The organism is Streptacidiphilus cavernicola (genome assembly GCF_042510955.1).
GTDB lineage: Bacteria > Actinomycetota > Actinomycetes > Streptomycetales > Streptomycetaceae > Streptacidiphilus > Streptacidiphilus cavernicola.
In genome coordinates, this window is the sequence record NZ_JBHFAB010000030.1 from 1 (window position 1) to 23,866 (window position 23,866).

Consider the following 23,866-nt stretch of genomic DNA (forward strand, 5'->3'; position numbering starts at 1 on the left):
AACAAGCGACCGAGGACCCCCACCGAGAAGATCAGCCAGCAGTCCGCAGCCTGACTGCGGCGGCCCCAGGGGTTGGAGAATTACGCCGACACCACCCCTGGGGAAAACCGCCGTCGTTCACACCGTTCCTCGGTGACGCCGAGGTGCGGGTACGAGCGCGCCCACTCCGAGGCGATGCTGTCCGCCCCGGGTGCGGCGCCGTGGACGACGATGAGCGGGCCGAGGTCCCAGCGGGCCAGCGCGAGGGCGCTGCGGATCAGGTCGCGGTCGGTGTGAGCGCGGGAACCGGTGACGATGATGCGGGCCTGGGTCACCTCAGGCCTCATCAGGACTCCCGAGGCGCAGGGGTGAGCGGGAAGCCGGGGCAGTGGACGGACTCGCGGTTCCGCAGCCAGAGGTGGCCGGGGTGCTCCCGGAAGCGGTGGCACTGGGCGCGGGGCCGCTCGACCGGCTCTGCATGCTCGGCGGCGTACAGGCGCTTCGCGGCGCGGACGACCTCGGCGAACATCTCCTGGTCCTTCGCGGTCATGTCGCCGGAGCCGTGGACTGCGACCGGGGTGCCGTCCACGTCGACCACCCGGCAGGCGTCGGGCTCGGCGGCCGGGGAGGATCCGGCGGTTGCTGGCGGCCTGCGGGGGTTCCCGAGCCCGACCTCGCGCTCTGGTCCGCAGGCGTCGAACAGGGCTGCGACGGCAGCCTCCTTCGGATAGGCCGCACCCTGGGGCCGCATGCCGCGCACCCGGGCCGCGTACAGCTCGGCGGTCCACTCGTCGGCGTCGACGGCCCGGCAGTCCAACCACGCCTGCTCCAGGATCGGCAGCCGCTCGGGGGTGATGTCCTCGGCGTCGGCACAGCCCCAGGCGAAGACATCGGAGACGTTGACGGCGATACGGATCTGCTGGCCGTCGAGGCCGAACAGGATCTCATCGCTGCTGACGTCGGCACGGCGGATCAGGTCGACGGCGGCACGGAGGAAGTCCAACTGCTGCTCGGCTTCGTCCCGCTGCCGCCGCAGCGCCTGCATCACCCGGGTGTCCTCGTCGCGCTCCTCGCGGAGTGCCGCGAGTTCGGCTTCCAGCCCACGCACCTTGGCCTGATGCCGGTCGTCCGAGCACACCAGCGGGACGGACGCCATGGCCCGGTCCCGCTCGGCCTGGGCCGTCTCGGCCCGCTGGTTGGCGTCCCGGGCGACGGCGCGCGCGTTCGCGGCCTGCTGCTCCAGCGAATCCAGGTCGTGCTGGACGATCCCGAGCATCACGTCGGCGATGGCGTCGACGGGCCCGGTGATGTCCGCGACCTGGTCGAAGTGCAGGACGGCGGCTTGGATCGGGTGTGCGGCGTCGCATGCCGCCTCGTCCTCCTCCGTGCAGCAGTCGTCGCACAGGAACGCTGCGGCGCGCAGGGCCTCGGCGAGGTGGTCGCGGAGCTGGGTGGGTTCGGGCTGGCTCACGCGGACTCCTCAGTCTTGCGTCCGGGGATCTCGCCGTTGATGATCGCGAGGCGCTGGTTCATTGTGAGCTGGTCCTCGAACCGGGCGTCGCCGAACCTCTGCGCCTTGTCGACCAGAGCCTCTGCCTCACTGGCCCCGTCGAGCCAGACCCACGACGCCGTGCACCACGGGTCCCGGTCGGCGGCGAAGCGGTGGATGCCACCGTGGCTGAAGCACCAGGCGAAACGCAGGTCAGTGGGCATCGGTGGTCTCCTTGGCGTTGATCTTCCGGGCGAGCAGCAGCGCGGGCTCGGTGGCTGGGCAGTCAACGCCCTCGAACGCGTCCGCCGCCTGGTCCAGCCAGTCGGCGAGCAGCCCGCCCACGGTGGGGTCCATCAGGGCCATCCAGCGGCCGACTGGACCGGTGACGAAGGCGGGGACGCGGGCCGGCGGACCGTGGATGATTGGCGCCCAGGGCGTGCACATAAGACTCGTCGGGCCGAGCGGGTCTTTCTCGCGTCGGGGGTGAGATCCCCACGGTGCCCCCGCGTCAGCATGAGCAGCGGCAGACCACACGCGCAGGGTGGCGGCTGCGGTGCGAACCTCGGCGGCGGGGGTGAGGTCAGGCATCGGGCTGCTCCGTGCGGGTCTGGTGGATCTGGACGGCGTGGTCAAGGCTGTGGGCCCCGAGGCGGCGCCGGATCCGGGCGATCGTGCGCCGGACGGCCGTGTCCTCGACGCCGAGGAGCCGGGCGATGGTGTGCGCACTGTAGCCGCTGGCAGCAGCGTTGAGGACCTGCTCGTCGGTCGGAGGAAGGTCAGGCATCGTCGGACTCCTCGGGGTGGTCGTAGTCGTTGAGTGCGTGGTGTGCGGCGTGCGCGACCGCCAGGCAGCGACGCGCAGCCTTCTCGTCCAGGTGCGACGACAGCAGCGGCCCCAACTGCTGGGCGAGCAGGTAGACCCGCTCCGGCGGCGTGAACGCGGCAAGACGGCACGGGCGCATCCAACTGAGCTTGCAGTCCGCGCACCCGCAGCCGGTCGCGGTGTGCTGGTCGAGGCGACCGCCGCAGTCCCCGCACCGGCAACGCGGGCAGCGGTCGACGGGGATCTCAGCCGTCGCCATGGTTGGCCTCCCTGTGCCAGTCGGGGTCGTAGGCGGGTCGCATGGCCCCGGTGAACTCCGGGTCTGCCTGCTGGCGTCGCCGCTGCCGGTTGTCGAGGTAGGCCCGGCGCGTCGCCCGCGGGTGCAGGGCTAGCGCGGTGCTGATGATCGCGGCGGCCGGGACCCTGCGTACCCAGTGGCCCCAGCCGTCGCCCTCGGACTGGGTCTCAGCCCACTCGAATAGGCGACGGGCCGGGCGGATCCTGCGGAGCACGTAGCCCACGTTCACGGCGGTACCCAGGGCAACGGCGAGCAGCCACCCGCTCATGCCGTACCGCCGTCCGGGCCGGCCACCGACGACACGACAGGCGCGGCTGAGGTCTGCGGCCAGGACCAGCCTGCACGCGTCCGGTGCTTCCCGCCGTGGTCGGGTGCGAGGTTGCAGGGTTCGGGCGGGTACGACGCCGGCACCAGGTGCGCCGGGCCACCCATCTCTCCACACTCGGGCTCGCCGTGGGCCGGGAACGGCATGAACCAGTCGGCGTGCAGCAGGGTGCTCTTGTCGTCGCGGTAGCAGGTGTGGACCGCGCAGCCGCCGCAGAACTCGCACTCCCGGCACTCGTCCAGGTTCCACGGGTCAACCTGCACACCGAGCCACGCCATGTACCGCTCGTTGCCGCACTCCGGCACCCAGACGGTGGTCACGACTGCCGCTCCTCGCCGCGGGCGATGGCGTCGGCGAAGACACCCTCGGCGTGGTCGAGCAGGCAGACGAGGACGTTCATAGCCGGGCTCACGGGCCCCTGCAGCAGTGCCAGGTCCTCCAACAGGGCCGGGGTCTCGGTAGCGGTGATCTCGACGTGGATGCGTTCCTCGCCGGGGACACGGTTCAGGTAGATGCGCTCAGGCATCGTGTTGCTCCTTGCTGGTCTGCTGCTCCAGCCATGCGGCGACCGCGTACACCCCGGCCTCGAACGCTGTGCTGGAGCACGGGATCTCCGTGCTGGCCCGGCGCGCGGCAGCGTGCAGCGCGTTCATCTGGACCTCGGCAAGGAGTCGTCGTGCGTCGTCCTCGGCCAGGTGCTCGCGCCCGGATAGCAGCCGGACTGCGAGGTCCTCGGCGTCCATGCGCTCCTGTGGCCCGCTCACCGGGCAGCCTCAGCCGGGACGTCGGTGACGCTGATCGCCCGGAGGTCGGGGACGACGAACCAGCCGGGCGGTCGCATGTTGGTGATGCCGAGGCGTGTGGCTCCGTCGCGGAGCATCCGGATCCACTCGGAGACCTGTTCGGCGGGGTGGACCTCGGGCCTGATAATCCTGAAGGTGCCGAGGTCGACGGTGTGGCATTCGGTGACGAGGAACGTCATGCTCTTGATGTGGTCACCGGCGTGCAGATAGCCGAGGCCGGAGCCGTGCAGCTTTTCCTGCAACTCTTCCGGCTCGGCATCGGGGATCTGAATGCCGAAGGCGAGATAAGTGGTGCGGGACGTACCCATGTTGATTCTCCTCAGGTGGCGTTGACGGGGCGGTCAGGCGGCCTCAATGGCGGCGGCGATCTTCTCGGCGGCCTTGATACGGGTTACGGCCAGCTCGGCGTACTTCCGGTCGATCTCCACGCCGAACGCGCGACGGCCTTCGAGGATCGCCGCGACGAGAGTGCTGCCCGAACCCGCGCAGGGGTCCACGACGAGGTCACCGCGCACCGAACTGGACTCGATCAACTGGGACATGAGCGCGACAGGCTTCTCCGTGGGATGCCGGGTCACCGCCGTGGCGTTCTTCCTCGGCACCCGCAGAACGGACCCCTGTCGCATCCGGGCCGCCAGCATTCCCTTCCGAGCCGTACCGCCGTGCGCCGGATTCGCTGACGAGACGCCGAACACAAGGCGCTCGTGACCGGGACCCCACGGCTGGGACAGGTCACCCATGCCGGTCATGAGCTTGTCCCAGACAAGCTCCGCGGTCGGACCGAGCTGCAGGGGCTCGGTCAGCTCTGCGGGGGTGTAGCCGAAGACGTAGACGTGCCGGTGCGTGGCAAGCCGCCGAGCCCATGACCCCAACACGACAGCCCAGTCCACGCTGCCGTCATCCCCCGCGAGCAGGTCGAAGTTCCGCCCGATGTTGCTGCGGAAGTTCACCCCGTAAGGCGGATCGGTGCACAGCAGCCCGTAGTGATTCGGCACCGACGCGATCACGGCCGGGTCGGTACAGTCGCCCCAGATCAGCGTGCACCGGTCGGACTGGTACAGGACCTCACCACCCGGCGGGGGCGTGAGCGGCAGGTCGAGGGTGTCGGTCACGGGCGGCCTTTCAAGCAGCGAGAGCGAAGGTGGGTCGGGTGGCGGTGTTGCGGCGGATACGGGCAGTGGCACGGGTGGTCGCTGCGCGGTGGCGGAGGATCGCAGCGGCCTTGTTGCGTCGCGCGGTGCGGGTGCTCTTCTGACGGTGCGCCGAGGCGGCGGTGCTGGCGGTCGGCTCGGGTGTGGCCTCCGTCGCGGTATGCGTCGCCTCGGGTGCCGACTCGACAACCTCGACGTGCTGGACAGCAACGGTGGTGTAGTCGCCGGTGTAGTTGCCGCTGGCGTCGATGAAGCCGACCTTGATGCTGTCGTACTGGGCGTTGTAGCCGAGCGCGATCCCGGCGACGCCCTTGTGGTGGCCGTTGCCCTCGGTGATGCGGACGAGGGCCCGGGTGGTGACGGCGGTTCCGATCTCGCGGGTGGTGTTCATCGTGGCCTCCGTGGCTGGTTGCTGCCGTTGTTTGTACTTACAGAATGCTCTCGCGACGCCCCCTTGTCAAGCGGTATCTACAGGCCGGATGCTATGTTTGTACTTACAGAAACGATGGAGGCGGCCATGGCAGGACGCAAGACCGGCATCACCCCGGTACGCAACGTCCGCGTACCCGACGGCCTGTGGCACGCCGCCCAGGCCAAGGCCGCCGAAGAGGGTGTCACGCTGACCGAGGTCATCCTCGCCGCCCTCCACCGATACACCTCGACCCCCGCGAAGCCGTCCCCGCCACCCGAGTAGCGTGGTCATCGGTCGCCGCCCGCGCCGCCCGGAACGGCGGCCGGTCGCTCGGCCGCGATGATCGCCTTGACGTCGCGGATCGGCAGCCCGAACCGCTGCGCCACTCGCATGAACGGTGTGTGCTGCTCACCGCGCCGGTAGTCGTGGCGGCGCTTCTCGGCACGCCACATCAGGTACATGCGACGCTCACGGGTCTGCGGCATGGTCAGCCCTCCGTGGTGGTGGTCAGGACGCTGGTCTCCCGCACGTAGCCCGTCCGCCGCGGCTGGCCATCGCGGGTGAGCGGGGAGTCGTGGAGCTGGGTGGCCTCGATCGCGCGCTCGCGGATCCCCGTCCCGTCGGGCAGCACGGTCTCCACGCGGACCTTGGACCAGCCCCACGCCGGGAAGCTCGGTCCTCGTGCGGTCACCCGGATCCGGATGAACTGCTCGCCCGGCATGGACGGGGTGGGGCGGACGGCCCGGTAGATCCGGCCGAGTTCGATCGCCATGGGTCAGTGCTCCTCGGGTGTCGTGGTGGTGGCCGGAGCGGCAGCGAGACGGAGGTGGTCGGCGACGGCGCAGTGGCAGTCGGGCCAGCCGTACTCGGTGCCGGGCGTGTGGGTGAAGCACGAGGCGCGGATCATTGCCTCCGTCTCCGCGAGCGCGGCGGTACGAATCGTGGAGGCGACCGCGTCGAGGATGATCTCGGCGATCCGGTCGGCGAAGCGCTGGCCACCAATCCCTGGGTTCAGCTCAGCGAAGACCTGGCGGGCAGCGGCGCGGGCGGTCTCGCGGGTGGGCTGGTCGGGGGCGAGAACAGACACAGGGGGCTCCTGGGTTTCGGTGTGCGGGCCGCTCAGGCAGGGCGGGTCAGGACGCTTCCCAGAGCGTCCGGGGCATGTGTTCGGTGCCGAGCGCGGTACGTGGACGTGACGGGCGGTCCCATCCGGGGTGGGCGGACCGTTGGGCAATCACGCGCCATCCGGCTGCGCGCAGGGAGGAGCCGGATTCGCCGACCTGGGTGTAGGTGATCAGCCGGGTGTAGCCGAGGGCTGAGGCTGCGCGCCAAGCGGCGGCGTAGAGCATTGAGCAGGCGTTCTTGGAGCCGTCGACGGCGACGCGGGTCACTTCGAGGGTCTGGCCGGTGTCGTACATCCGGGCGACGGGTCGGCCGACGATGGCGACGCCGTGTAGGACGCCGTCGTCATCGGCGACTCCGACAGCGAAGATCTGGCCGACGGGCGGCTGGTGGTGCCGGTGCCACATGGCGACCATCGCGCGGGCGTCGCGCGAGCGGACGGGCACGAGGTGCAGCATCGGGAGCTCCAAGTGGTGGTGGGGTCAGGCAGGGCGGTTGTTGGGGCTTCCGGCTTGGTGCACGGGCTCGGCACGGCACGGGTCAGCGGGGGCTTCGGCCTCGAAGGGGTGATGCCAGGCCCGTTCGCTGTCGCCGGGGCAGACCCGGCACTGCGCACCGCCGAGGCCGTCCGGGCCCTGGTGCTGCGCTTCACCGTGGCCGCAGTGGCAGAGCGGGGTGGCGTTGATCCGGTCGGTGCCGCCGCCCGCGGTGACGAGGACGGACCGGGCGCTGCCGGGGTCACCTGCGTCGAGGTAGCGGACGGCCCGGCCGATCTCAGCGAAGCGCTGCTCGGCCGCGGCCCGGAGGTCGCTCCGTTCGGCGCGGAGGCGGGTCGCCTCGGCCAGCAGTCCGGCGACCTCGGCGCGGGTGGGGTGGTGCGGGCCCGGCCTCTCCAACTCGACGGACAATTGGGCGAGTTGCTGGTCGGTCAGGGGCTCGGTCATCGCGGGTCTCCGGTGGCGTCGGCGTTGAGCAGCTCACCGAGGTGCGGAAGAGATCGGACCTCGTCCACCGCGACGTGCCCGCAGTGGGCGCACGGGCGGACCAGGTACAGGCGGTCGTGGTCCTCGCTGCCGACGAAACGGATGCCGTAGCCGGGGTGGTCGGGGATGTCGGCCTCGGCCTGCGTGGTGTCCGGCTCGGCGGCCCCGTCGGAGACCTCGAAGGCCAGGAGTTCGGCGGCCTCGTTGCCGAGGGTCTTCCTGGCGGCGAGGTCCGCGTAGTGGAGGATCTGGGCGAGGTGTTCGGCGGCCATCTCGCGCTGCTGCACGGTGCGGATAGCACGGTCCTCGGCGTAGGCGGTGGCGGCGAGGTTGGAGAGAGTGGGCACGTCGGTACTCCTTGGTCGGGTTGGTCGGGTCAGTGGTTGGCGATGGCTCGGAGCCCTGCGATGGCGGTGCCTCGGTCGTCTTCTTCCAGCAGCGCGAAGCTGTCGAGGTCCAGGAGTTCCACCGCGAGTTCCAGCACGGAGCGACGTTCGTCCCAGCCCTCCTCGAAGGCCCACGCCCGGCCGAAGTCGTCGGTGGACAGCCGCCAGTTGGACAGGTGGCATGCCCATCCGGCGATGCCCATGGAGATGTCGTCTCCGGTGATGTGGTCCTCGGGCCAGACCGCGTGTCCGAGGACGGACGCAAAACCGGTCAGGCCGGGGGTGAAGGCGTCCGGGTCGGCGGTGATGCGGTCGAGGATCTGCTGCGCGAGCTCGGCGCTCATGGCGTGTGCCTTTCGTGCGCGGGCGGGCAGGGGCGGTCAAGCAGGGCGGTGGGCCGCCTCCGGTTCGTCGGAGGCGGCCGGAGGGGCTGCTAGCCGTCGTCCTCGACGGCCATGAAAGCGTCGTTGTCCGGCAGCTCCGACAGCGGCCAGGACCTCACAAGCCGGACCGGGTAGTACTCGCTGTCCCGCAGCGGCTCCATGTCGGCGAAGCGGCCATCGGAGTGCCGCGACCGCTGGAAGCCCTCGTAGACCTCGAAGGTCATCGCGTCAAAGTCGACGACGTAGCCCCACTCGGCGAACAGGGAGTCGGCCGGGAAGTTGCTCGCGTCGAGGATCGCTCCGGCGTCGAGGATCGCGCCGGGCCGACCCTGCGTCTCGTGCAGCAGCTGGTACCAGGTCGGGCGGTCGGACTTCTCGCCGACGCCCGGCCTGTAGTACCGCACCAGGCGGTCGCAGTCCTCGTCGGTCGGCTCGGTGCTGTCGTCCACGACGCGCAGGGCACGGGCCCGCTCGGCCTCGGCGGCATAGTCGGCGGCGCGCAGCCAGGTCAGCACGTCAATGCCGAGGGCGCCCGGATAGCTGTCGAAGTGGTTGTAGCCAGTCTTGGTCTTGCCCTCGGCGGCGAAGCTGAGGAATCCGCGGGTGCTCACGGGTCTGGCCTTTCGTGGTGGGTGGACTCGGCGGCGAGGAGGTCAGTCGGTGATCTCGTTGCCGTCCTCGTCCATGACGTAGGCCAGGCCCTCGTGCTGGCCGTCAGCGTGGGACTCGATCTCCCACTCGCCGAGGTCCAGCGACCAGGGCTGGCCCCAGCCGGAGGCCTGTGCACCGGGAGTCGGCAACTCGCCGTGCTCCCAGATCCATTCGGAGATCGCTTCGGCACCCTGGGCGGCAACGTCGTCCGGGACATCGGCGGTGACGGCGGCTGAGGCGGTGGTCTGGAAGAACGCGGTGAACTTCGTCATGGCGGGGTGCTCCTGTTCAGGCGGCGGCGAGGAAGCCGGTGAGGACGGTCAGGGCGGTGATCAACTCGGCCTTGCGGGGCCGGTAAGCGGCGGCGAGGCGGACCAGCTGCGCGGTCGTGTAGTGGCCAACGCGGCGCATCCGACCGTGGCCCTGGACGGTGCGGTGGGTTCGGGTGACCTTGACGGGTTCGACGTGCAGCCGCTTCGCGACCGACCGGAGACCGTTCGTGATCCCGGCGACCGCGTCGGTCTCGACGCCCGCGGCGATGACGTGGGTGGCGATCGCGCGGCCTCGGTTCAGGGAGGCGCGGAGGCGGGTCGTGGCGGCGCGGCGGCGGAGGGTCTGGCGGGCGGTGCGGGTGGTGGCGAGCATGGCGGTCCCCTCTATGGTCACGCATGAGCGCTGATATTCGGCGCTGCTCTGTGTCTCTAGTGTGCGTGCCCCAGTGCCATGATCGCAAGTAATCAGCGGTGATTTTCTTCGCTTATTTCCAGCGCTTGACTCCACCGCTACTCTGGAGCCATGGCTGACGACCACCCGCGCATCGCCGCCATCAAGGCGGCCACCAAGAAGTTCGAGGCAGCACGCATCGCCGTCGAGCGTGCGATCTTCGACGCCTACGCCGACGCCACCGTCAAACGGACCGAGATCACCGACGCATCCCCCTGGACCCCAGGACACACCCGGAAACTCGCCCGCGACCACGGCATCAAGGCCGACCCCGCCTACCAGCAGCGCGCCGAAACAACCCGCCGACGAGCAGCCCAGGCAGCCACCCCGCCACCGGCCAGCACCGTCCCAGAGTGGCTCTCCGACTGGCCCCAGATCGCTGCCCTCACCCCCGACGAAGCCCGGGAACGAGCAGGCGAACTGGAACGCGACCGACCCGAGTGGTTCCAGACGAACCGCAAGCTGTGCAGGGCCGAACCACCCTGGCTGAACTACGCCATGCTCGCCGCCGCCGCGAACGACCCAGAGGCCGCCGCCGAGTAGCCGCCCCCGTCCCGCGTCCGCCTGCCCCGAGGGCACGGCGGCGCTTTGGCGCGCCCGGATGCGCCCCGCCCGGCCCCGGGAGACGCTGGGACCATGACCACACCCGACGCCGACCAGCCCGTGTACATCGGCCCGCTGCTCGCCGAGCAGAACACCCGCCAAGTCCGGGTCCGAACCCCGGGCGGGATCCCGCTCGCTCAAGGCTGCTCCAGCCGCCGCGAAGCCGAAGAACTGATCGCCGCGGCAGGCCAGGAGATCAGCCTCGACGACGATACGAAGGTCTACTGGGTCGGCGACCGCGGCGTGTGGCCCGTCGGAGCGCACTGAGGCGAGCTGGCCGGTCACCGCTGCTCACCGCCGAGCAGTCCGACCCGCCGGCCCCAGGCGGGGAGCGCGGTCCGCGACAGGGCCCCGCTGGCCCGGTACAGGGCCTGCATCCTGTGCTTGACCTGGTCTCTCGTCAGGTCGAGCCGGTAGCCTATCTCCAGGTTGTCCAGGCCGTCCGCGACCAGGCGCAGCACCTGCAGCTGATCACCCGTCAGGCCGAAAGCCTTAGAAGGCACCTCTGCGGCGTTCAAAGTGACGGGTCGCCCCGCTGCCCCAACTGCGACTGCGAGCGCCGCAGGCGGCGACACAGGCCCCGCCATGGGCCCACTATGGCCCCCGCCGAGGATCCCGGTCTCATAGGCCACCGCCACGGCCTGCAGCCGCGACTCCACCCCGAGCTTCACGAACAAGCCCCGCAACCGCACTCGCAGCGCAGTCCGAGCCAGCCCCCGCTGACGGCAGATCTCCGCGTCGCTCAGGTCGTAGGCCAGCAACCGGAGCAGCGCCAACTCGGTCTCGTCCAAGCCAATCCCCGACGCCACCACGACCGGCCGAACCCCGGACGGTCGTGGCAACTCCAAGGTCAGGACCAGGGCGCGGGTCATCACGGCCACCTGCGCGTCGTCCAGCTGGGCTCCGACGCTGACCGCGGCTTCGCGCAGGGCGCGGCGGCCGGCGATCTCAACTGGCGGGTCGATCATGGGTGGCTCCTTGGTGCTTCGCGGCTGGGCTCATGGGGCGGCAAACTGAGCGGTTGGTCAGTCAGGCGGCGGGTCGCGGGAGCGGGATGGTCGCGGCAGCCGGGGCGGCGGCGATGCGTGCCGGGTGCGGGTCGGGCAGCGTGTGCCGTCCGGACGGGGTCGTGCACCGGTTGCGGGGCTGTGCGCCGCAGTGCGGGCACTTCACGGCCATCGCGGCCTTGGCCTCGGCGGTGCCGACGGGGCGGCGGACGGGGCTGGTCATGACGCCTCGTCAACTTCGGCCCTGGTCGGTGGGATGAACACGGTGGGTCCGCTGAGTTCAAGTGCCCGTCGTGCTGCTTCGTGTCGCTGGCGCTCTTCGATTGCAGTGTTGGACGGGTCGACCGGGGGCAGGCCCGCGGCGATCCGGCGGGCGTCTTCGAGGCGCCCCGGGTGAACGTCGCCCCGGTGCTTGCTGCGCCGGGAACGGCAGTTCTTGCCTACGGGCATGCGGCAGATCGGGCACGGCACACCGAGGACGTTGACGACACCTTCCCGTCGGCTGGGCAGCCCTTGGGTGGCTTCCTCGCCGATGGCCTTCACGGCCTCAATCGCGATCCGGGCTCGACTGGTGATCGCGGCCTGCTCGGCGGGCTCCAGCGCGCGCAGTGGTCGGGGTGCGATGCGGCCGTCACCGGCGGCGGTGATCAGCGCGCGCAGGTTGGTCACGGATTCTTCGGCGGTCTCGTCGGGGTGGCCGTCGTAGCGCAGGTTCGCCGCGGTGATGCGCTCCCCGCGAGGCAGCGAGCGGAAGTGCCGCACGTGGTGGGGCTGGAGCCAGCGGCGTTCGCCGGGCTCACCGGGGGCGCCGTAGTACGCGGCGACGGCGGCGAGCGCGTCTTGGTCGAGCGGGACGTCGTGGAGTGCTTCGGCCCAGGCGATTGCTGCCCCGGCGGAGGGTTTGCGGTTGTCGAACATGGCGGCGCGGCCGAGGAGTTGACTGGCTTCGGTGGGGTTCACTGCTGCCCTTCCATGGCGGCGAGTTGGGCGATGAGGGCGGCGTGGCCGGCGAGGTTCGCGTCGGTGCCGGCGGGTCCGCGGGCGCTGGTGATCGGGTAGACGTTGGGGCCTGCGGCGGTGACGTCGGTGCTGGGGGGCTGGGGGTCGGTGAGGGATTCCCAGCGGTTGATCCAGGCGGTGACGCTGTCGGGTTTGCCTCGGCGCTGGGCGGCGGCGAGGGCGGATTCGACCATGAGGTCGGTCCCGAGGCGTTCGACTTGGAGGCGGACCCGCTCCCAGTCGGTGATCTTGGTGATGTCCCAGGCGACTGCTCCGAGCCCGGCCGCGGACAGCGCTTTGGCGAGGGGGCGCAGGCGGTCCGGGACGGCGCTCGCGCGCGTTGCATGGCTGGCTGTTGAAGTACCTCCGTTAGGAGGTACTTCCGGGGCGGGCCGGGCCGCGCGCGCGCGATACCCCGGGGAGTACCCTGGGGACGCAGGCTCTTCACCTGCGGATTCGTCAAAAAAGGTGCCTTCAGAAAAAGACGAAAACGACTTTGTTTGCACTTTGTTTGAGGTTGTTTTTTCACCCACTTTTTCTCCGGAACCCGCCGGGCCGCCCCCGCCGGAGGGGGCGCCGGCACGCTGCTGGCGCTTCTTCTCGGCGGCCTTCTCGCGCTCCGCGAGGACCTTCGCCCGGGACGGGTTGTAGACGCCGTAGTCGTGGATGAAGTAGTCCCCGGCGGCCGGCTGCGGGCACCGCGGGCAGGTGTGCCCGGCCCCGTGCCACAGGCCGACCCGGACGAGCTTGGCGATCTGCTGCGGGCTGCCCTCGCGGTTCGCGGTCTCGCCCGGGATGACGCCGTCGGTCAGGTAGGCGGACGCGTAGGAGCCGCACATCACCCACAGGCCGACCGCTGCCTTACCGGCACGGCGCATCTTCGGGTGGCTGTGGGCGCTGTCGTCCACCTTGAACCAGGACATCTGGCGTCTTCTCTCGGCTGTTCGGGTGCGGGCAGAAACTCGGGGCAACGGGGTGGCTAGCCCTTGGCGGGCGGCTGTGCGGCTCGTGTGGGTCCGGGCCATCCGGCGCGGCCCCAGGGGCTGTGTTCGTCGCATGCCGGCCCTTGGGGGTACCAGCGGGCCGGGGTCGTCCCGCACCGGCCATGCTCGGTGTTCCAGCGGCAGGCCAGCGGGGTGAGGAGCGACGGGCTCATGTCGGTGTCGCTCACGGCCCGGCGCTCCGCGCCCTGATCTCCTTCGCGGGCATCAGGCGCTCACCGCCTGGTCGCGCCAGCCAGGGCCGCGGATGCCGTTGATCTGGTCGCGGACGTAGTCGGCGGTGAGGCCGACGCGGGTGGCGATGTGGTCAGCAGAGAGGCCGAACGAGGCGAGGTGGGCGATGTCTTCGGCGCGTGCCGCGGCGAGGGCTTCGCGGGCCTCGCGCTTGCTCCACGCGTCCTCGAACTCGCCGACCTCGGGGACTGCGGCGGGGTCGTCGATGTCGTGCCAGGCCATGGGGCCGTGCCAGCGCTGGCGTGCGGCGTAGGGGCCGGTGTGTGTGCTCTTCCCGCGGGCAGTGGAAAGTTCCGCGTACATGCGCCGGATGGCGTGGTCGTGTTCGGTGCTGATCTGAGCGAATTCGCCGCGGGCGATGCGGGAAACGTAGTCGCGGCAGATCCCGATGCGGCTGGCCATGTCTGCGCGGGAGTGCCCGAGGACGTAGAGGGCCCGCAGGCGCCGGGTGGACCCGAGGGAGGAGGTCATGCCGCTGGTGGCACGGTGGGTGAGGGGGACCGCGAGGATGCGGTCGGCGGTGGTCCGGCGGATCTTGGCCTGGTTGGAGATCTTGCTGATGACGGTCTGGTGGACTCCGCAGGCCGCTCCGATCTGTGTGTCGCTGAGGCCGGTGTCGCGGAGGTGGCGGATGTGTGCTTGGACGGGTGCGGCTGGGATGAGGCGGTGGCGTCCCGCGAGCCGGTCGATCTCGCGTTGGGCGTCGGCGCGGACGGCTGCCTTGGTGCAGGGCTGGCAGCGGCAGCCGGGGATGTCGCGGGTGCCCTTGTAGCGGTTCTCGGTGCCGTGGGCGTGGTTCTTGCGGGTGGTCGTCACTTGCTTCCCTTCTTGATCCAGCGGCCGATGAGCGGCCCGGCGATGCAGGCGAGGACGACCCAGACGGCGATGACGATCAGGACGATCACGGCTGGCCCTTCCTGTGGGTGCGGGCGACGGCACTGGGCCGGTGGGGGTCTCGGGGGAGGGCGTGCGGGTCGGGCAGCAGGCCGATCTCGTAGAGCAGTTGGTCGGCGTCGTCTTCGCTGGTGGCGTGCCGCAGGACGGTCCGGGTGGCCGCGGCTTCCTGTTCGGGGGTGATGTGGTGCAGCCCGATGGGGTGCGCTGGGGGCGGGATGGCGGCGCGGCTCATGGCAGGGACCGCCCGCCGCCCTCGACCGGGCCGGTGTCGGCGCCCTCGGCAAAGAAGGCGTCGAACCGCTCCGCGAGGATGGTGTTCTGGCGCTCGCCGCGTTCGGCGGCACGGCGGTCGACCGCGGCGGTGAGGTACTTCTCGCGCAGGTACGCGGCCAGGTAGAAGAGGACGACGATCAGGGCGCCGGCGACGGCGAGGATCGTGATGGTCGCGACGGAGAAGTAGGGGTGCTGGTCCATGGGGTCCTCCAAGGTGGGCCGCGCGCGGGAGGGCGGCCCGCGCGCGGCCGGGAAGCGGGCGGTCAGGTTCGGCTGTGGGCGAGGATCTGCTCGGCGGACGTCCATGCGGCGCACGGCCACGGGATCAGCGCCCCGTGGAGCGAGCAGGACTCGCAGAGCGCACCGGGGGCGGTCGTGTCGGCGTGCGGGCGTGGGCGGTGGCCGTCTCGCATGGTGGCGACGGCTTCACGGACGCGCCTGACCTCGGCGACGGCGGCGCTGCCCGCCGTCAGGGCGCCGGTCAGCGCGGGCATCAGGGTCTCGGCCAGCTCGGGGTCGGGGCCCTGGCCGGGGGCCGGGAGCATGAGCTTGACGAGGTTGACCAGGGCGGCGCCGATGGCCTTGTTGGCGACGTCGGCGTCGAAAGGGGCTTCGGGGGTGGTGGCGAACATGGCGTACTGCCTTTCGAGGAGGGTTAGTTGGCGACGGCGGCGTGCACGGACTCGCGGGCCCGTTCGCCCGTGGTTTTGGACAGCTCGACCGGGATGGGGATGGTGCGGTCCCAGGCCGGCATCACCGTGGTGACCGCGGCTGCCCGCTCGGCTGCGGCTTCGTCGCGGAGCGGCGGGCGCATGGATAGCCCGCCGTCCCAGGTGATGCGCCGGGCGAGCAGGTCCTCGACGAGCCCGTGCTCACCGGACTCCGCGAGGTCGAGCAGACGCCGGTCCCGGACGGTCTCGGCGGCGGTCGCGGGGTTGATCCGGCAGCCCTGGTCGATAGGGGCCCTCACCCGGACCACCGGGGTGCTGTCGGAGGCGGCGAGGAGGGCCTTCAGGTGTGCCAACTCGCTTTCCTGGGTGGCATGTTCGGTGCGCAGGTTCTCCCAGGTGTCGTACAGGACGTTCCAGGAGCGGGCGGCTTCCTGCAGGGCGTCTTCGAGGCCCTTGACCTCGGCCCGGTGCTCAGTAGCAGTGGCCTCGGCCGCGGCCTCCAGCTCGGCGATCCGGGCCTGGGCGACCGCGTAGGCCGCGGGCAGCCGGCGACGGCCGGGGCCGCGACCGACCAGCGACCGGAGGTTGAGGTGGATGTTCAGCACGGCGTCACCTCGGCGAACTCAGCGAGGAACTCGTCCACGCTCCCGCCGACGGTCCTGGCCCGCTTCCAGCCTTCGTGCCGAGCGGCCTCCGCGGAGACGATCCCGTCGATCTGCCGGAGCGCGTCAGTCAGCGACCATCGGTAGATGTCCTCGACCGGCCGGTTCGCGTTCACCCAGCCGGTGCCGGTCCACACGGTGTCGTCGCCGTCACCGCGGCGCTCGATCATCCACGGCCCGGCGCCCATCCGCAGGGGCACGAGCAGCACGGTCACGGACTCGTTGCCGGGCACAGGCCACAGGTAGCCGGTGGCGTGCTGGGCCGCGGCGAGAAGGTCCTTGTAGGGGAGGGGTCGGCCGCTCACCGGGCACCTGCCCCGGCGACGTGGGGTGCGATGTCCTGGACCGCGTCGAGCCACGCCATGTCGGCCGCGGCCTTGGCCCGGTCGGCTGCGACCCGATCCCGTCGCGCCGCGGAGGCCAGTTCGGCCTCGGCGGCGTGCAGCTTGGCCTTGGTTTCCTCGTACCAGTGCGAGCTGGCCCTGACGGTGTCCAGCCTCAGCCGCTCGCCGTAGCGGCGGATGTCGTCCTTGATCGCGGCGACCGGCCGCGGTGCGGTGATGGTGCTCACGGTGTGCTCCTTGAGGGTGGTGCGGCCGGTGTGACCCGGTTCAGGGCGTGCCCACCTACGGGGCGGGCGGGGGAGTTGTCAGCGGGGGTTGTTCGGCGGCCGGTGGTGCCACTGCTCGCGCAGGAGGCCCGTAGGCGGCGGGTACGGCAGCGGTGCCGGCGGGCGGCGGCGCGACCAGGCGGTCAGAGCCGCGGCGATCAGGTGCGGGAGGTGGGTCACGGGGCGCTCCCCGCGGGCGTCAGCGGCCACTCGCGCGCGATGCTGAAGTCCGGCTCGGATTTGCGCCTGTGGGCCTCAAAACCCTCGGCCCAGATCGCGTACCAGCCGACCTGCGCGGCGAACAGGTCCGCCGAACTCGTCGCCCCGGCCTGCGGGTACAACCCGAAGATCCGGTCGACGACACCGAGGGCGGCCCGTGCGTCGGCGTCCGCCGTGTGGGCGTTCTTCAGCACGACGCCGTAGTGCGCCGCCACCGCTTCCAACTTCCGTGACCCGGGCCGGTACTTGTCGAGGGTGCGGTCCAGCAGCAGCCCGTCGACCAGCCCCGTCAACGGCCGGGACAAGCGCTCGGCCATGCTCGGCAGGCCGTTGCGGGCCAGGTCCCGGTCGAGAATCGTCCAGTCGAAAGGCACGTTGAACCCGGCGACCGACATCCCCCAGTCCAGGGCCTCGCCGAGTTTCGTGGCCAGGTCGTCGAGCGCAACCTTCGGGTCCTGGCCTTCGGCGACCTGCTGCTCGTCGGTGATGCCGTGCGTCTCGATCGCCTTCGGGTGCGACGGCTTCCCTGAATTGATCAGCCAGGTGAGCGTCAAGTCCGGCTGGCCGCCTCCAGTGACGACCAGGGCTGCGGTGACGATGTGGTCCTCGTCCGCGTCGATGCCTGTCGTCTCCGTGTCCCAGGCTGCGCGGCGGGTGGTCCAGGTCATGACCCGCCCCCCGCCTGCGCAGGCAGTCCGGCCTCGACCTCCACCGCGCAGCCGGCCTTCGTGAGCTGGTCCCGCAGATCCCTGGCCACGACGAGGCGCGTGGTCGAGGCGCTGGTCAGGTGCTCGGCCAGGAACCGGGTGACTACCGCGGCCATGGCTTGTTGGGACTCGGCCGCACGCTCTAGTTCAGCGACCCGAGACCAAGCCGTTTTGCGGTTGGCGTGCGTTTCGGCGAGTTCCGCCTCGGCTGTGTCGGTCCGTGCGGCCTTCGTCGCCAGCCGCTCGACGTTCCGCAACTGGGCCTCAGCCAGTTCCTGGGCCTCGCGTAGCCGCTCGTTCAGGGCCTCGTTGTCCGCCCGGAGCCGCGCGTTGTCCTGCTTCGTAGACATCAGCTCCCCCTTCCTGGGGATCAGGTGGGTAGGGGGCCGCCCTGGTGCACGGGCGGCCCACCGCCAGGTCAGAACGGGCAGTCGTCGGCGCGGCCGTTGGTTCCGCGACGGGACGGCGGGATGCGCATCTGCTCCAGGACGAGGGAGTCGACCCGGTGGTCGACGTTGATCCCGAGTGCGTCGAGAGACGTCTCCAAGGTTCGAGCGGCCGTCTGGGCGCCCCAGGGGTCCTGCTGCTGCGGCGGGCGCACCCACACCTGCTCGAAGTCCGCCCCGGATGCCTCGATGCACTTCCGGATCAGGTAGTCCAGATCGAGGCCCGCGTCGTCCAAGTCCTCGGCCAGCACCCACGTCGCGTGCTGGCGCGAGTGCACCCCAGAAGGCATCGACTGCGCGATGTGCTCGGCGACGAGACGTCGCATCGCCCCGAAACGCTTGCACTGGTAAGCGAACTGCTCGGCCGGAGACATGGCCAGGTACTGGTCGGTCGTCACCGTCTTGGGGCTCATGCCACACCCGCCGCAACCAGCGCCCGCAGGTACTCGGCGAACTCGTCGAGGTGCTCGTTAGAGGACTCGCTGACCGGGAAGTTGTTCCGCTCCGCGAACTCCGCCAGCGTCCGATCCTTGTCCCAGTCAAGCCGGCGGGCCTGGGCAACGACCTTCTCCCAGGAGAGCTCCCAGGCGGTGGGGGGCCTCTGGGCGTCGCTGTCCGCCGGGATCCCCAGCTCCGCCTCGGCCGGCTGCTCGGGGTCGTCCTGCGGAGTCGGTGCCGGGGAGCCGAGGATCTCGGCAGCCGTGGCCGGGGCACCCACGTGGGCAGCCGACCACCTCGGCTCCGTGTCCCGCAGCTCCTCCGACGTGTACGGCACGGCATGGAGCACGTCCGACGCGATCAGACGGCAGATCTCACCCGTCGCACGGGCGACCAGCATCGTCTGCGGCTGCTTCTTCCACTCCGACTTGCCCGTCAGCCCCAGCAGGGCAGCGCGGGGAATCGTCCAGGTGACGGTCTGCCAGTCGTCCTCGTCGCGGCGCTTGCCGCTGTAGACACACTTCTCGGGCGTCGACTCGACGAGCTTGAGCTTGTGCCCGTGGGACTGGACCAGGCCGCGCATAGCGTGGGCCCGCAGCGCCGGGACGCCCTGGATGACGTCCATGGACTTCAAGGCCGCCATAGGCTTGAGGCCCAATTCGTTGCCCGCCAGCAGGCAGGCGGTGATGTCGCCGACACGGCCGCGCATCGTGGAGGGGATGAACGAGGTAGTGGAGAGCCGGTCCGCCAACTGGTAGGCGAGGTCGGCTTCGTGGGCCCAGACCGCCATGGAGGTCTGCGGGAGCGCGAGCGGCGACTGCTGGACGGGTACGGCGGGGGCGTTCTGCTGCTGCTCGGGGATGGCGAGGTCGGTCATCGGGGTGTCCTTCGTCTGAGGGTTGGCGGTCACGAGTACTCGCGCTCGTGTTCGGTCTCCAGCCACGCTGGGGGCGAGACCATCTGGATTTCGTTCGGGTAGCCGGCCCACTCGCCGGTCTCCATGCAGCGGGCGAAGGTCTCCCGGGCGCGCTTGTTGCGGTCCACGGCCATCAGCAGCCACAGCGGGTCGAGTTCGATGATGTTGATCAGGTATGGGGCCGACTTCTCCTGCACGACGAACAGGAACGGGACGTCCTCGGCCAGCCCCAGTGCGCGGATGCCGTCCTTGTAGAACTCCGCCTGCTGGTGGTATCGGTAGTCCTGGACCGCCCAGTTGAAGGCCTTCGTCGAGGCGTCTGCCGCCGACTTGTAGTCCGGGCAGATGAGCCTGCCGCCGTCCGCGTGCCGCAGCCAGTCCAGCCGGGCGCGGCACTGCACCCCCGTGGCCTTGTCCTGCCAGAACAGGGACTGCTCGGGCTTGCCGCTGTCCGGGTCGAACAGCTTCGACGCCACCGGGTGCTGGCGGATCGCCGCGGCCATGTCCTTGACCATCTGCATCTCGTCCCGCTTCAGCGGCACGTTGCCCTCAGCGCGGATCGCGGCGACCTCCGCGCGGATCTTGTCCGTGTTCCACAGCTTCGCGTCGACCAGCACCAGCTCCGGCCCGTCGCCCAGCACCATCCGGTGCGCCGCGGTCCCGTAGTCGAACGTCTTCTTCGGCGGCTGCGGGTTGTCCATCGCCCACCGGAACTTCGCCGGGCACGACGGGTTGATCAGCAGGCGGGCACCGGACGACGACAGGACATCGCGCTGAGCGTGGTAAGTCTCGGCGTCCATCTGGTGGACGCCCGGGGCGAACCCGTCGACCTGGAGCTGCGTCGGGGCGTCGAGGATCGCGGTCACAGCGCACCGCCGTTGCGCTGCACGAGCTGCTCGACCCAGGCGTCGGCTTTGTCGACCGTGCTGAACGCGCACGACGACTTCCGCTTCCCGTCGAGCCGGTGCCGCACCCGCCAGCCACCCGAGTTGGTCGGCACGACCCGGACCCGCGACAGACGCGACGGTGGCTCCGGTGGGATGTCGTTCACGCCATCGGCAGGCCCGGCGGCGGCCAGGACGGCCTTCAGCCGGGCGACCTCGGCCAGCAGCTCCGGCACGGCCTCGTGCGCGTCGGCGAAGAACACCGCAATGTCCGCGGCGAAATCGGGCAACTCGGCCAGGACCGTGTCACCGAACCCGCCGACGTGGACGACCTGGGCAGGCCCCGTGCTGCCGTGCGGGTGTTTCACGATCCACTCGCCGGAATACCAGCAACCCAGGTGAAGGGACTGGATCTCAGCGAGACGCTCCTCGCTCAAGGGGGCGGTCACGCGGCCTCCTCCGTGGTCTCGATGTCGTCGCCGACGAACCGGGCCCGCGAGCACACCGCGCACCGCGGACCAGCCGCTGACCGGACCAGGACGGTGCAGTCCACGCACACCGCGTCGAACTGCGCCCACCACGCGACCCGGGCCTCTGCGGCCTCCTCGTCCGTCCACCGGGCCAGACCGCTGCAGTGACGGGAATCGAACTGGTCGTGCAGGTGGTCCGCATCCAGCGAGCACGTCAGCGGGGCACGGTCACCCAGCAGCATCAGCTGGGAGCGGCACAGCTCCACGTCCTCGTCCCACAGCGGGATCGACGGCACGGCGCCCGGGGCCAAGGCGGGGGACCAGAAGTCAGTGGCAGTCACGATGCCCTCGCGATCCGGGTCGGGACGCCGACCCAGGTCCGCACACCCGACGAGTGCGACGTCCGGCGCGACGAGTGAGCCCAACCCGACGGCCGGACCACACCCTCGTCGTGCAGCAGCGTCATCAGCCGACCCCAGTGATGCGCCGGGTCCGGCGGCTCCGGCAGCGAGTTGGCCGTCGCGATCTCGTGCGTCGTGAACTCCACACCCGACGCAGCAGCGGCCTCGAACGCCGGGCGGACCACCGACATCCACGACTCGTAGTCCTCGGACCGGACCGGCACCAGCGGTGCGCCCATCTCGAACAGGGCGTCCATCAGCGGGGCATCCGCCATCAGGTCAACTCCTCGCGTAGTACAGGGCTCCAACTGCTGAGCCAGGAAGTCCGCCCGGAAACGGGAGAACAGGTCGCCGGACTCGGCGGCGGCCACAGCAGCGGCAAGCTGGGCCCCGGCCACGGCGCGGTCCTGCGGGGTCAGGGCGTGGCCGACAGTCCGGCAGGAACAGCCCGACCGGGAAGCGTCCGCCGCGGCCAGGAACACGAACCCGGCGAGGTAGTCGGTGAACTCGGGCGGATCCAGCAGGACGTGGAACCACCGGCGCGCGGTCGACAAGACGGTCATCGCGACACCCCCTCAACCTGGTGCTCCCGGGCATAGGCCGCGTACTCCGCGACCTCCCAAGCAGCCCAGTGATCGATCTCCGGGTCATGGCCCGCGGCGATGAACGCCTCGAACGGGGCGAACAAGTCAGGGGAGGCGGCAGGCGCGGGGGCCTGCCGGGCGGCGCTCACCGGAGGCCGACCGGGGAGTCCAGCACGGAGGACACCTGGAACGGGACACCGAAGTGCCAGCCAGCGAGCATCAACCGGCGGCTCTCAACGCTGCCCGCGTCCTCGATCTCCAGCGACAGCACACCGCCCAACTCGGCCTGCGCCGCACCGAAGTCCAGGGTGTTCGAGGGCAGCATCGCCCGGACACCGTGCTTGCCGCAGAACCCGCTCGCGTGGTTGTTCGTGTCGAGGTGGAACGGCATCACCGGCAGCAGAGACACGATCGTCTCCGCCACAGCCAGCGCAGCCATGATCTGGTCGCGGTCGTCCGCGACTCTGGTCCTTGTTGAGGTCAGCGCCTCAGATGCGAAGATGGTCACGGAGTGCCATCCCTTCGGTTGAGGTTGCGGGTGGTGCTTCGTGGCCTGGCCGTCGGCTCGGGATTGCGCCCCGGGGTGTGCGGCCGGGCCGTTTTGGTGGCTCAGGCTGCGGTGGCTTCGCGATGGCCCGGTTGCGCGAGAAGCACGGCGTCCTCCGCGCGACGCGCGATGATCGCGGCCTCGATGTCGTCGACCGTGCCGAGGCGGTGCCCCGGGTACCAGGCGGCCTCGGCGGCTTCGCGGGCCGGCAGGGACTCGCGCTTCTCGATTGCGCGGATGTAGGCCTGAGCGAGGTCGTCCATGGCGCTCATGCGGCGACCGTGTGGGACTTCTCGTCCTCGTCCTCGTCGAGGATGAGTTCATCGACGGAGAGGCCATAGGGCCGTCCGAGGGCGTGGAAGGTGTCGACCAGTGGCTTCTGGGTGGATCCGGGCCGGGCGAGCCGCGAGATCGTCGAGCCGGATACCCCGGTCTCAGCTGCGATCTGCATGTCAGTGGTGTGGCCCCGCTCCTTGGCGGCAGCTCGAAGGCGGTCTACGTTGAGACGAATGGACATGTTCACCTCCTCGTTTGCATCTCTGCAATGACTTGCACTTATGCAAACGTACTCAGAGGCATGCGGCTGTGCAAGTATTTCGGCTTGCGCAAGTGCAAAGCTTTGGCAAACGCAATGGCGTGAACATGGCTTGACTTGTGTCGCGTAGGTGAAGAGATGCACCCTGGACTGACCAGCGGCCTTGCATGCATGCAAGACTTGCCGCAGATGGAAGCCAGCCAGCTAGCCTGCCAAGATGGGAAGCGATGTCGACATGCCGATGATGACGCCAGCGCAGCAGATCGCCGCATGGCTCGCACCCGCCATGCAGCGCGCCAACTTCGACACGGAACGCGGCAGCGGGGGGCGCCTCGCCTTCGCCAACGCAGTCGGCGTCGCCCCGGGCACCGTCACCCGCTGGCTCCAGGGCAAATCCACGCCAGACCCGGACAACTTTGGAGCAATTGCTGCCGCCCTACGCGTCGATCCGAACGAAATGCTCAACGACTGGGGCTTCATTTCAGCCAAACCGGTTACACAGGAGCAGGCCGCAGAAGTACGATCGCGTCCCATCACTCCCTCACAGGCAGCGCACGACCTAGGCATTGACGACCCAGCAGACCGTGAACTCTTCATTGCCATGGTCAACCGCCTCGCCAAGCGCCCCGGTCTCACCGCCGCGCCAGTCGACGAAGAGAGTGCAGCGGCCGAGGGATAGCGGGGGACACCAATGAAGCGAACCTGGCGAGCGATCTACGCGGCGGCCCTGACCGTCACCACCGCCGGGCTCGGTGCCACCGCCGACTGCGTCCTCACCAGTCGTCCAGACGGGGCCATCGGCAGCCTCGCCCTCTTCATCGCTGGCGTGGTCGCCTTCCGTATGGCCTGGGAGATCGACATCCTCAACCGTCGGCGCGTGAGTCTCACCACCCAGGAGCGACTCTTCGAAGCCGAACGTGGCGTTTATGAGCGCGACATCGATCGCGCCCGCCACGACCTGGCCGCCGAGGAGCACGCCCTGAGGAAGCAGCGCTCTGCCGATCGCGCAGCACTGTGCGAGCAACTCGCAGAGGAGCGCGACAAGATGCAGGTCGAGTTCGACGCCAAGAAGACGGAGATCAAGAAGGCCGCTTTCAAGATGGGGTGGCAGATGCGCGAAAACGGCGTCGCGACCGAACACCGCAACGCAGATGTGATCGTGCTGCCCGTTGGCACCAACGCCCCGACCATCATGGGGACCGGAACGAGCCACCAGTAGGAGCACCGGGGG

Annotated in this window: 51 protein-coding genes; 5 read left to right on the plus strand and 46 right to left on the minus strand. The window is 70.3% G+C overall.

Annotated elements, in window-relative coordinates; translation table 11 throughout:
- Positions 1-80: 80 nt before the first annotated feature.
- From ACEZDE_RS29605 to ACEZDE_RS29665, 13 genes are all read right to left on the minus strand, one after another.
- Entirely contained in the window at positions 81-326 is a 246-nt protein-coding gene (locus ACEZDE_RS29605; RefSeq protein ID WP_380542657.1) for an SLOG family protein, read from the minus strand.
- On the minus strand, positions 326-1,450 hold the full coding sequence (locus ACEZDE_RS29610) for a hypothetical protein (protein WP_380542660.1): 1,125 nt from the start codon (positions 1,448-1,450) through the stop codon (positions 326-328). The genes ACEZDE_RS29605 and ACEZDE_RS29610 overlap by 1 nt, the downstream gene beginning before the upstream one ends.
- A complete protein-coding gene (locus ACEZDE_RS29615; protein ID WP_380542663.1) occupies positions 1,447-1,692 on the minus strand; it encodes a hypothetical protein in 246 nt (81 codons plus the stop codon). The genes ACEZDE_RS29610 and ACEZDE_RS29615 overlap by 4 nt, the downstream gene beginning before the upstream one ends.
- Positions 1,682-1,825, minus strand: coding sequence for a hypothetical protein (locus ACEZDE_RS29620; protein WP_380542666.1), 144 nt, complete (start codon positions 1,823-1,825; stop codon positions 1,682-1,684). Before ACEZDE_RS29620 ends, ACEZDE_RS29615 begins: the two co-directional genes overlap by 11 nt.
- Before the next feature lie 226 nt (positions 1,826-2,051).
- On the minus strand, positions 2,052-2,255 hold the full coding sequence (locus ACEZDE_RS29625; RefSeq protein WP_380542669.1) for a LuxR C-terminal-related transcriptional regulator: 204 nt from the start codon (positions 2,253-2,255) through the stop codon (positions 2,052-2,054).
- The gene (locus ACEZDE_RS29630; RefSeq protein WP_380542672.1) at positions 2,248-2,553 is read right to left on the minus strand and encodes a hypothetical protein; all 306 of its coding nucleotides are present in this window, start codon (positions 2,551-2,553) and stop codon (positions 2,248-2,250) included. The genes ACEZDE_RS29625 and ACEZDE_RS29630 overlap by 8 nt, the downstream gene beginning before the upstream one ends.
- Positions 2,540-2,860 carry a hypothetical protein gene (locus ACEZDE_RS29635; RefSeq protein ID WP_380542675.1) on the minus strand — a complete coding sequence of 107 codons (321 nt, stop codon included), beginning with the start codon at positions 2,858-2,860 and terminating at the stop codon, positions 2,540-2,542. Before ACEZDE_RS29635 ends, ACEZDE_RS29630 begins: the two co-directional genes overlap by 14 nt.
- Positions 2,857-3,237, minus strand: coding sequence for a hypothetical protein (locus ACEZDE_RS29640; protein WP_380542678.1), 381 nt, complete (start codon positions 3,235-3,237; stop codon positions 2,857-2,859). Before ACEZDE_RS29640 ends, ACEZDE_RS29635 begins: the two co-directional genes overlap by 4 nt.
- On the minus strand, positions 3,234-3,443 hold the full coding sequence (locus tag ACEZDE_RS29645) for a hypothetical protein (RefSeq protein ID WP_380542681.1): 210 nt from the start codon (positions 3,441-3,443) through the stop codon (positions 3,234-3,236). Before ACEZDE_RS29645 ends, ACEZDE_RS29640 begins: the two co-directional genes overlap by 4 nt.
- Positions 3,436-3,660, minus strand: coding sequence for a hypothetical protein (locus ACEZDE_RS29650; protein ID WP_380542684.1), 225 nt, complete (start codon positions 3,658-3,660; stop codon positions 3,436-3,438). Before ACEZDE_RS29650 ends, ACEZDE_RS29645 begins: the two co-directional genes overlap by 8 nt.
- A 17-nt stretch (positions 3,661-3,677) precedes the next feature.
- Positions 3,678-4,028 carry a hypothetical protein gene (locus ACEZDE_RS29655; RefSeq protein ID WP_380542687.1) on the minus strand — a complete coding sequence of 117 codons (351 nt, stop codon included), beginning with the start codon at positions 4,026-4,028 and terminating at the stop codon, positions 3,678-3,680.
- A gap of 33 nt (positions 4,029-4,061) precedes the next feature.
- Entirely contained in the window at positions 4,062-4,832 is a 771-nt protein-coding gene (locus tag ACEZDE_RS29660; RefSeq protein WP_380542690.1) for a DNA-methyltransferase, read from the minus strand.
- 10 nt (positions 4,833-4,842) lie between these two features.
- The gene (locus ACEZDE_RS29665) at positions 4,843-5,262 is read right to left on the minus strand and encodes a hypothetical protein (protein ID WP_380542693.1); all 420 of its coding nucleotides are present in this window, start codon (positions 5,260-5,262) and stop codon (positions 4,843-4,845) included.
- 126 nt (positions 5,263-5,388) lie between these two features.
- Here ACEZDE_RS29665 and ACEZDE_RS29670 point away from each other — a divergent pair, with 126 nt between their 5' ends.
- The gene (locus ACEZDE_RS29670; RefSeq protein WP_380542696.1) at positions 5,389-5,565 is read left to right on the plus strand and encodes a hypothetical protein; all 177 of its coding nucleotides are present in this window, start codon (positions 5,389-5,391) and stop codon (positions 5,563-5,565) included.
- Positions 5,566-5,570: 5 nt separating this feature from the next.
- On the opposite strand, the gene ACEZDE_RS29675 is transcribed toward ACEZDE_RS29670, so the two are convergent.
- The 10 genes from ACEZDE_RS29675 to ACEZDE_RS29720 all read right to left on the minus strand — a co-directional run bounded on the left by ACEZDE_RS29675 (position 5,571) and on the right by ACEZDE_RS29720 (position 9,453).
- Complete coding sequence (locus ACEZDE_RS29675) at positions 5,571-5,768, minus strand: hypothetical protein (protein WP_380542699.1); 198 nt, start codon at positions 5,766-5,768, stop codon at positions 5,571-5,573.
- Between the two features lie 2 nt (positions 5,769-5,770).
- Complete coding sequence (locus ACEZDE_RS29680) at positions 5,771-6,055, minus strand: hypothetical protein (protein WP_380542702.1); 285 nt, start codon at positions 6,053-6,055, stop codon at positions 5,771-5,773.
- Positions 6,056-6,058: 3 nt separating this feature from the next.
- Positions 6,059-6,370 carry a hypothetical protein gene (locus ACEZDE_RS29685; RefSeq protein WP_380542705.1) on the minus strand — a complete coding sequence of 104 codons (312 nt, stop codon included), beginning with the start codon at positions 6,368-6,370 and terminating at the stop codon, positions 6,059-6,061.
- A gap of 46 nt (positions 6,371-6,416) precedes the next feature.
- A complete protein-coding gene (locus ACEZDE_RS29690; RefSeq protein ID WP_380542708.1) occupies positions 6,417-6,863 on the minus strand; it encodes an XF1762 family protein in 447 nt (148 codons plus the stop codon).
- A 24-nt stretch (positions 6,864-6,887) separates the two neighbouring features.
- A complete protein-coding gene (locus tag ACEZDE_RS29695; RefSeq protein ID WP_380542711.1) occupies positions 6,888-7,349 on the minus strand; it encodes a hypothetical protein in 462 nt (153 codons plus the stop codon).
- Positions 7,346-7,735 (minus strand): hypothetical protein, encoded by a 390-nt coding sequence (locus tag ACEZDE_RS29700; RefSeq protein WP_380542714.1) that lies wholly within the window; start codon positions 7,733-7,735, stop codon positions 7,346-7,348. The genes ACEZDE_RS29695 and ACEZDE_RS29700 overlap by 4 nt, the downstream gene beginning before the upstream one ends.
- 29 nt (positions 7,736-7,764) lie before the next feature.
- Entirely contained in the window at positions 7,765-8,118 is a 354-nt protein-coding gene (locus ACEZDE_RS29705) for a hypothetical protein (RefSeq protein ID WP_380542717.1), read from the minus strand.
- An 89-nt stretch (positions 8,119-8,207) separates the two neighbouring features.
- Positions 8,208-8,768 (minus strand): hypothetical protein, encoded by a 561-nt coding sequence (locus ACEZDE_RS29710; RefSeq protein WP_380542720.1) that lies wholly within the window; start codon positions 8,766-8,768, stop codon positions 8,208-8,210.
- A gap of 42 nt (positions 8,769-8,810) precedes the next feature.
- Positions 8,811-9,080 (minus strand): hypothetical protein, encoded by a 270-nt coding sequence (locus ACEZDE_RS29715; protein WP_380542723.1) that lies wholly within the window; start codon positions 9,078-9,080, stop codon positions 8,811-8,813.
- A 16-nt stretch (positions 9,081-9,096) separates the two neighbouring features.
- Positions 9,097-9,453 carry a hypothetical protein gene (locus ACEZDE_RS29720; RefSeq protein ID WP_380542726.1) on the minus strand — a complete coding sequence of 119 codons (357 nt, stop codon included), beginning with the start codon at positions 9,451-9,453 and terminating at the stop codon, positions 9,097-9,099.
- A 150-nt stretch (positions 9,454-9,603) separates the two neighbouring features.
- Between ACEZDE_RS29720 and ACEZDE_RS29725 the strand changes: the two genes are divergently transcribed.
- A complete protein-coding gene (locus ACEZDE_RS29725; protein WP_380542729.1) occupies positions 9,604-10,074 on the plus strand; it encodes a hypothetical protein in 471 nt (156 codons plus the stop codon).
- A gap of 93 nt (positions 10,075-10,167) precedes the next feature.
- Entirely contained in the window at positions 10,168-10,401 is a 234-nt protein-coding gene (locus tag ACEZDE_RS29730) for a hypothetical protein (protein ID WP_380542732.1), read from the plus strand.
- A 14-nt stretch (positions 10,402-10,415) separates the two neighbouring features.
- On the opposite strand, the gene ACEZDE_RS29735 is transcribed toward ACEZDE_RS29730, so the two are convergent.
- The 23 genes from ACEZDE_RS29735 to ACEZDE_RS29845 form a co-directional block, all read right to left on the minus strand.
- On the minus strand, positions 10,416-11,102 hold the full coding sequence (locus ACEZDE_RS29735; protein WP_380542735.1) for a helix-turn-helix transcriptional regulator: 687 nt from the start codon (positions 11,100-11,102) through the stop codon (positions 10,416-10,418).
- Positions 11,103-11,163: 61 nt separating this feature from the next.
- Positions 11,164-11,364: a zinc finger domain-containing protein gene (locus tag ACEZDE_RS29740; RefSeq protein WP_380542738.1), complete on the minus strand. Its 201-nt coding sequence runs from the start codon at positions 11,362-11,364 to the stop codon at positions 11,164-11,166.
- On the minus strand, positions 11,361-12,101 hold the full coding sequence (locus ACEZDE_RS29745) for a zinc finger domain-containing protein (RefSeq protein WP_380542741.1): 741 nt from the start codon (positions 12,099-12,101) through the stop codon (positions 11,361-11,363). Before ACEZDE_RS29745 ends, ACEZDE_RS29740 begins: the two co-directional genes overlap by 4 nt.
- Positions 12,098-13,063 carry a hypothetical protein gene (locus ACEZDE_RS29750; protein WP_380542743.1) on the minus strand — a complete coding sequence of 322 codons (966 nt, stop codon included), beginning with the start codon at positions 13,061-13,063 and terminating at the stop codon, positions 12,098-12,100. The genes ACEZDE_RS29745 and ACEZDE_RS29750 overlap by 4 nt, the downstream gene beginning before the upstream one ends.
- A gap of 285 nt (positions 13,064-13,348) precedes the next feature.
- A complete protein-coding gene (locus ACEZDE_RS29755) occupies positions 13,349-14,191 on the minus strand; it encodes a hypothetical protein (protein ID WP_380542746.1) in 843 nt (280 codons plus the stop codon).
- An 85-nt stretch (positions 14,192-14,276) separates the two neighbouring features.
- Positions 14,277-14,504, minus strand: a complete 228-nt coding sequence (locus ACEZDE_RS29760; protein WP_380542749.1) for a hypothetical protein — start codon at positions 14,502-14,504, stop codon at positions 14,277-14,279.
- Positions 14,501-14,746, minus strand: a complete 246-nt coding sequence (locus tag ACEZDE_RS29765) for a hypothetical protein (protein WP_380542752.1) — start codon at positions 14,744-14,746, stop codon at positions 14,501-14,503. Before ACEZDE_RS29765 ends, ACEZDE_RS29760 begins: the two co-directional genes overlap by 4 nt.
- Before the next feature lie 62 nt (positions 14,747-14,808).
- Complete coding sequence (locus ACEZDE_RS29770) at positions 14,809-15,177, minus strand: hypothetical protein (protein WP_380542755.1); 369 nt, start codon at positions 15,175-15,177, stop codon at positions 14,809-14,811.
- Positions 15,178-15,200: 23 nt separating this feature from the next.
- A complete protein-coding gene (locus ACEZDE_RS29775; protein ID WP_380542758.1) occupies positions 15,201-15,821 on the minus strand; it encodes a hypothetical protein in 621 nt (206 codons plus the stop codon).
- Positions 15,815-16,183 (minus strand): hypothetical protein, encoded by a 369-nt coding sequence (locus ACEZDE_RS29780; protein ID WP_380542761.1) that lies wholly within the window; start codon positions 16,181-16,183, stop codon positions 15,815-15,817. The genes ACEZDE_RS29775 and ACEZDE_RS29780 overlap by 7 nt, the downstream gene beginning before the upstream one ends.
- Positions 16,180-16,449, minus strand: coding sequence for a hypothetical protein (locus tag ACEZDE_RS29785; RefSeq protein ID WP_380542764.1), 270 nt, complete (start codon positions 16,447-16,449; stop codon positions 16,180-16,182). Before ACEZDE_RS29785 ends, ACEZDE_RS29780 begins: the two co-directional genes overlap by 4 nt.
- 78 nt (positions 16,450-16,527) lie before the next feature.
- Positions 16,528-16,668, minus strand: a complete 141-nt coding sequence (locus tag ACEZDE_RS29790) for a hypothetical protein (protein ID WP_380542767.1) — start codon at positions 16,666-16,668, stop codon at positions 16,528-16,530.
- Entirely contained in the window at positions 16,665-17,375 is a 711-nt protein-coding gene (locus ACEZDE_RS29795) for an exonuclease domain-containing protein (protein ID WP_380542770.1), read from the minus strand. Before ACEZDE_RS29795 ends, ACEZDE_RS29790 begins: the two co-directional genes overlap by 4 nt.
- Positions 17,372-17,764 (minus strand): hypothetical protein, encoded by a 393-nt coding sequence (locus tag ACEZDE_RS29800; protein WP_380542773.1) that lies wholly within the window; start codon positions 17,762-17,764, stop codon positions 17,372-17,374. Before ACEZDE_RS29800 ends, ACEZDE_RS29795 begins: the two co-directional genes overlap by 4 nt.
- A gap of 68 nt (positions 17,765-17,832) precedes the next feature.
- Positions 17,833-18,273, minus strand: a complete 441-nt coding sequence (locus ACEZDE_RS29805) for a hypothetical protein (protein WP_380542776.1) — start codon at positions 18,271-18,273, stop codon at positions 17,833-17,835.
- Complete coding sequence (locus tag ACEZDE_RS29810) at positions 18,270-19,175, minus strand: hypothetical protein (RefSeq protein ID WP_380542779.1); 906 nt, start codon at positions 19,173-19,175, stop codon at positions 18,270-18,272. Before ACEZDE_RS29810 ends, ACEZDE_RS29805 begins: the two co-directional genes overlap by 4 nt.
- A gap of 29 nt (positions 19,176-19,204) precedes the next feature.
- Positions 19,205-20,080 carry a PD-(D/E)XK nuclease-like domain-containing protein gene (locus ACEZDE_RS29815; protein ID WP_380542782.1) on the minus strand — a complete coding sequence of 292 codons (876 nt, stop codon included), beginning with the start codon at positions 20,078-20,080 and terminating at the stop codon, positions 19,205-19,207.
- Positions 20,077-20,547, minus strand: a complete 471-nt coding sequence (locus tag ACEZDE_RS29820; RefSeq protein ID WP_380542785.1) for a hypothetical protein — start codon at positions 20,545-20,547, stop codon at positions 20,077-20,079. The genes ACEZDE_RS29815 and ACEZDE_RS29820 overlap by 4 nt, the downstream gene beginning before the upstream one ends.
- Positions 20,544-20,909, minus strand: coding sequence for a hypothetical protein (locus tag ACEZDE_RS29825; RefSeq protein ID WP_380542788.1), 366 nt, complete (start codon positions 20,907-20,909; stop codon positions 20,544-20,546). Before ACEZDE_RS29825 ends, ACEZDE_RS29820 begins: the two co-directional genes overlap by 4 nt.
- Positions 20,906-21,532 carry a hypothetical protein gene (locus tag ACEZDE_RS29830; RefSeq protein WP_380542791.1) on the minus strand — a complete coding sequence of 209 codons (627 nt, stop codon included), beginning with the start codon at positions 21,530-21,532 and terminating at the stop codon, positions 20,906-20,908. Before ACEZDE_RS29830 ends, ACEZDE_RS29825 begins: the two co-directional genes overlap by 4 nt.
- Positions 21,533-21,698: 166 nt before the next feature.
- A complete protein-coding gene (locus ACEZDE_RS29835) occupies positions 21,699-22,061 on the minus strand; it encodes a hypothetical protein (RefSeq protein ID WP_380542794.1) in 363 nt (120 codons plus the stop codon).
- A 101-nt stretch (positions 22,062-22,162) separates the two neighbouring features.
- Positions 22,163-22,372: a hypothetical protein gene (locus ACEZDE_RS29840; protein ID WP_380542797.1), complete on the minus strand. Its 210-nt coding sequence runs from the start codon at positions 22,370-22,372 to the stop codon at positions 22,163-22,165.
- Positions 22,369-22,617, minus strand: a complete 249-nt coding sequence (locus ACEZDE_RS29845; RefSeq protein ID WP_380542800.1) for a helix-turn-helix domain-containing protein — start codon at positions 22,615-22,617, stop codon at positions 22,369-22,371. The genes ACEZDE_RS29840 and ACEZDE_RS29845 overlap by 4 nt, the downstream gene beginning before the upstream one ends.
- A 235-nt stretch (positions 22,618-22,852) precedes the next feature.
- Between ACEZDE_RS29845 and ACEZDE_RS29850 the strand changes: the two genes are divergently transcribed.
- Together ACEZDE_RS29850 and ACEZDE_RS29855 are read left to right on the plus strand one after the other, a co-directional pair.
- Positions 22,853-23,314, plus strand: a complete 462-nt coding sequence (locus ACEZDE_RS29850; RefSeq protein ID WP_380542803.1) for a helix-turn-helix domain-containing protein — start codon at positions 22,853-22,855, stop codon at positions 23,312-23,314.
- Between the two features lie 12 nt (positions 23,315-23,326).
- Positions 23,327-23,854 (plus strand): hypothetical protein, encoded by a 528-nt coding sequence (locus tag ACEZDE_RS29855; RefSeq protein WP_380542806.1) that lies wholly within the window; start codon positions 23,327-23,329, stop codon positions 23,852-23,854.
- Positions 23,855-23,866 lie beyond the last annotated feature (12 nt).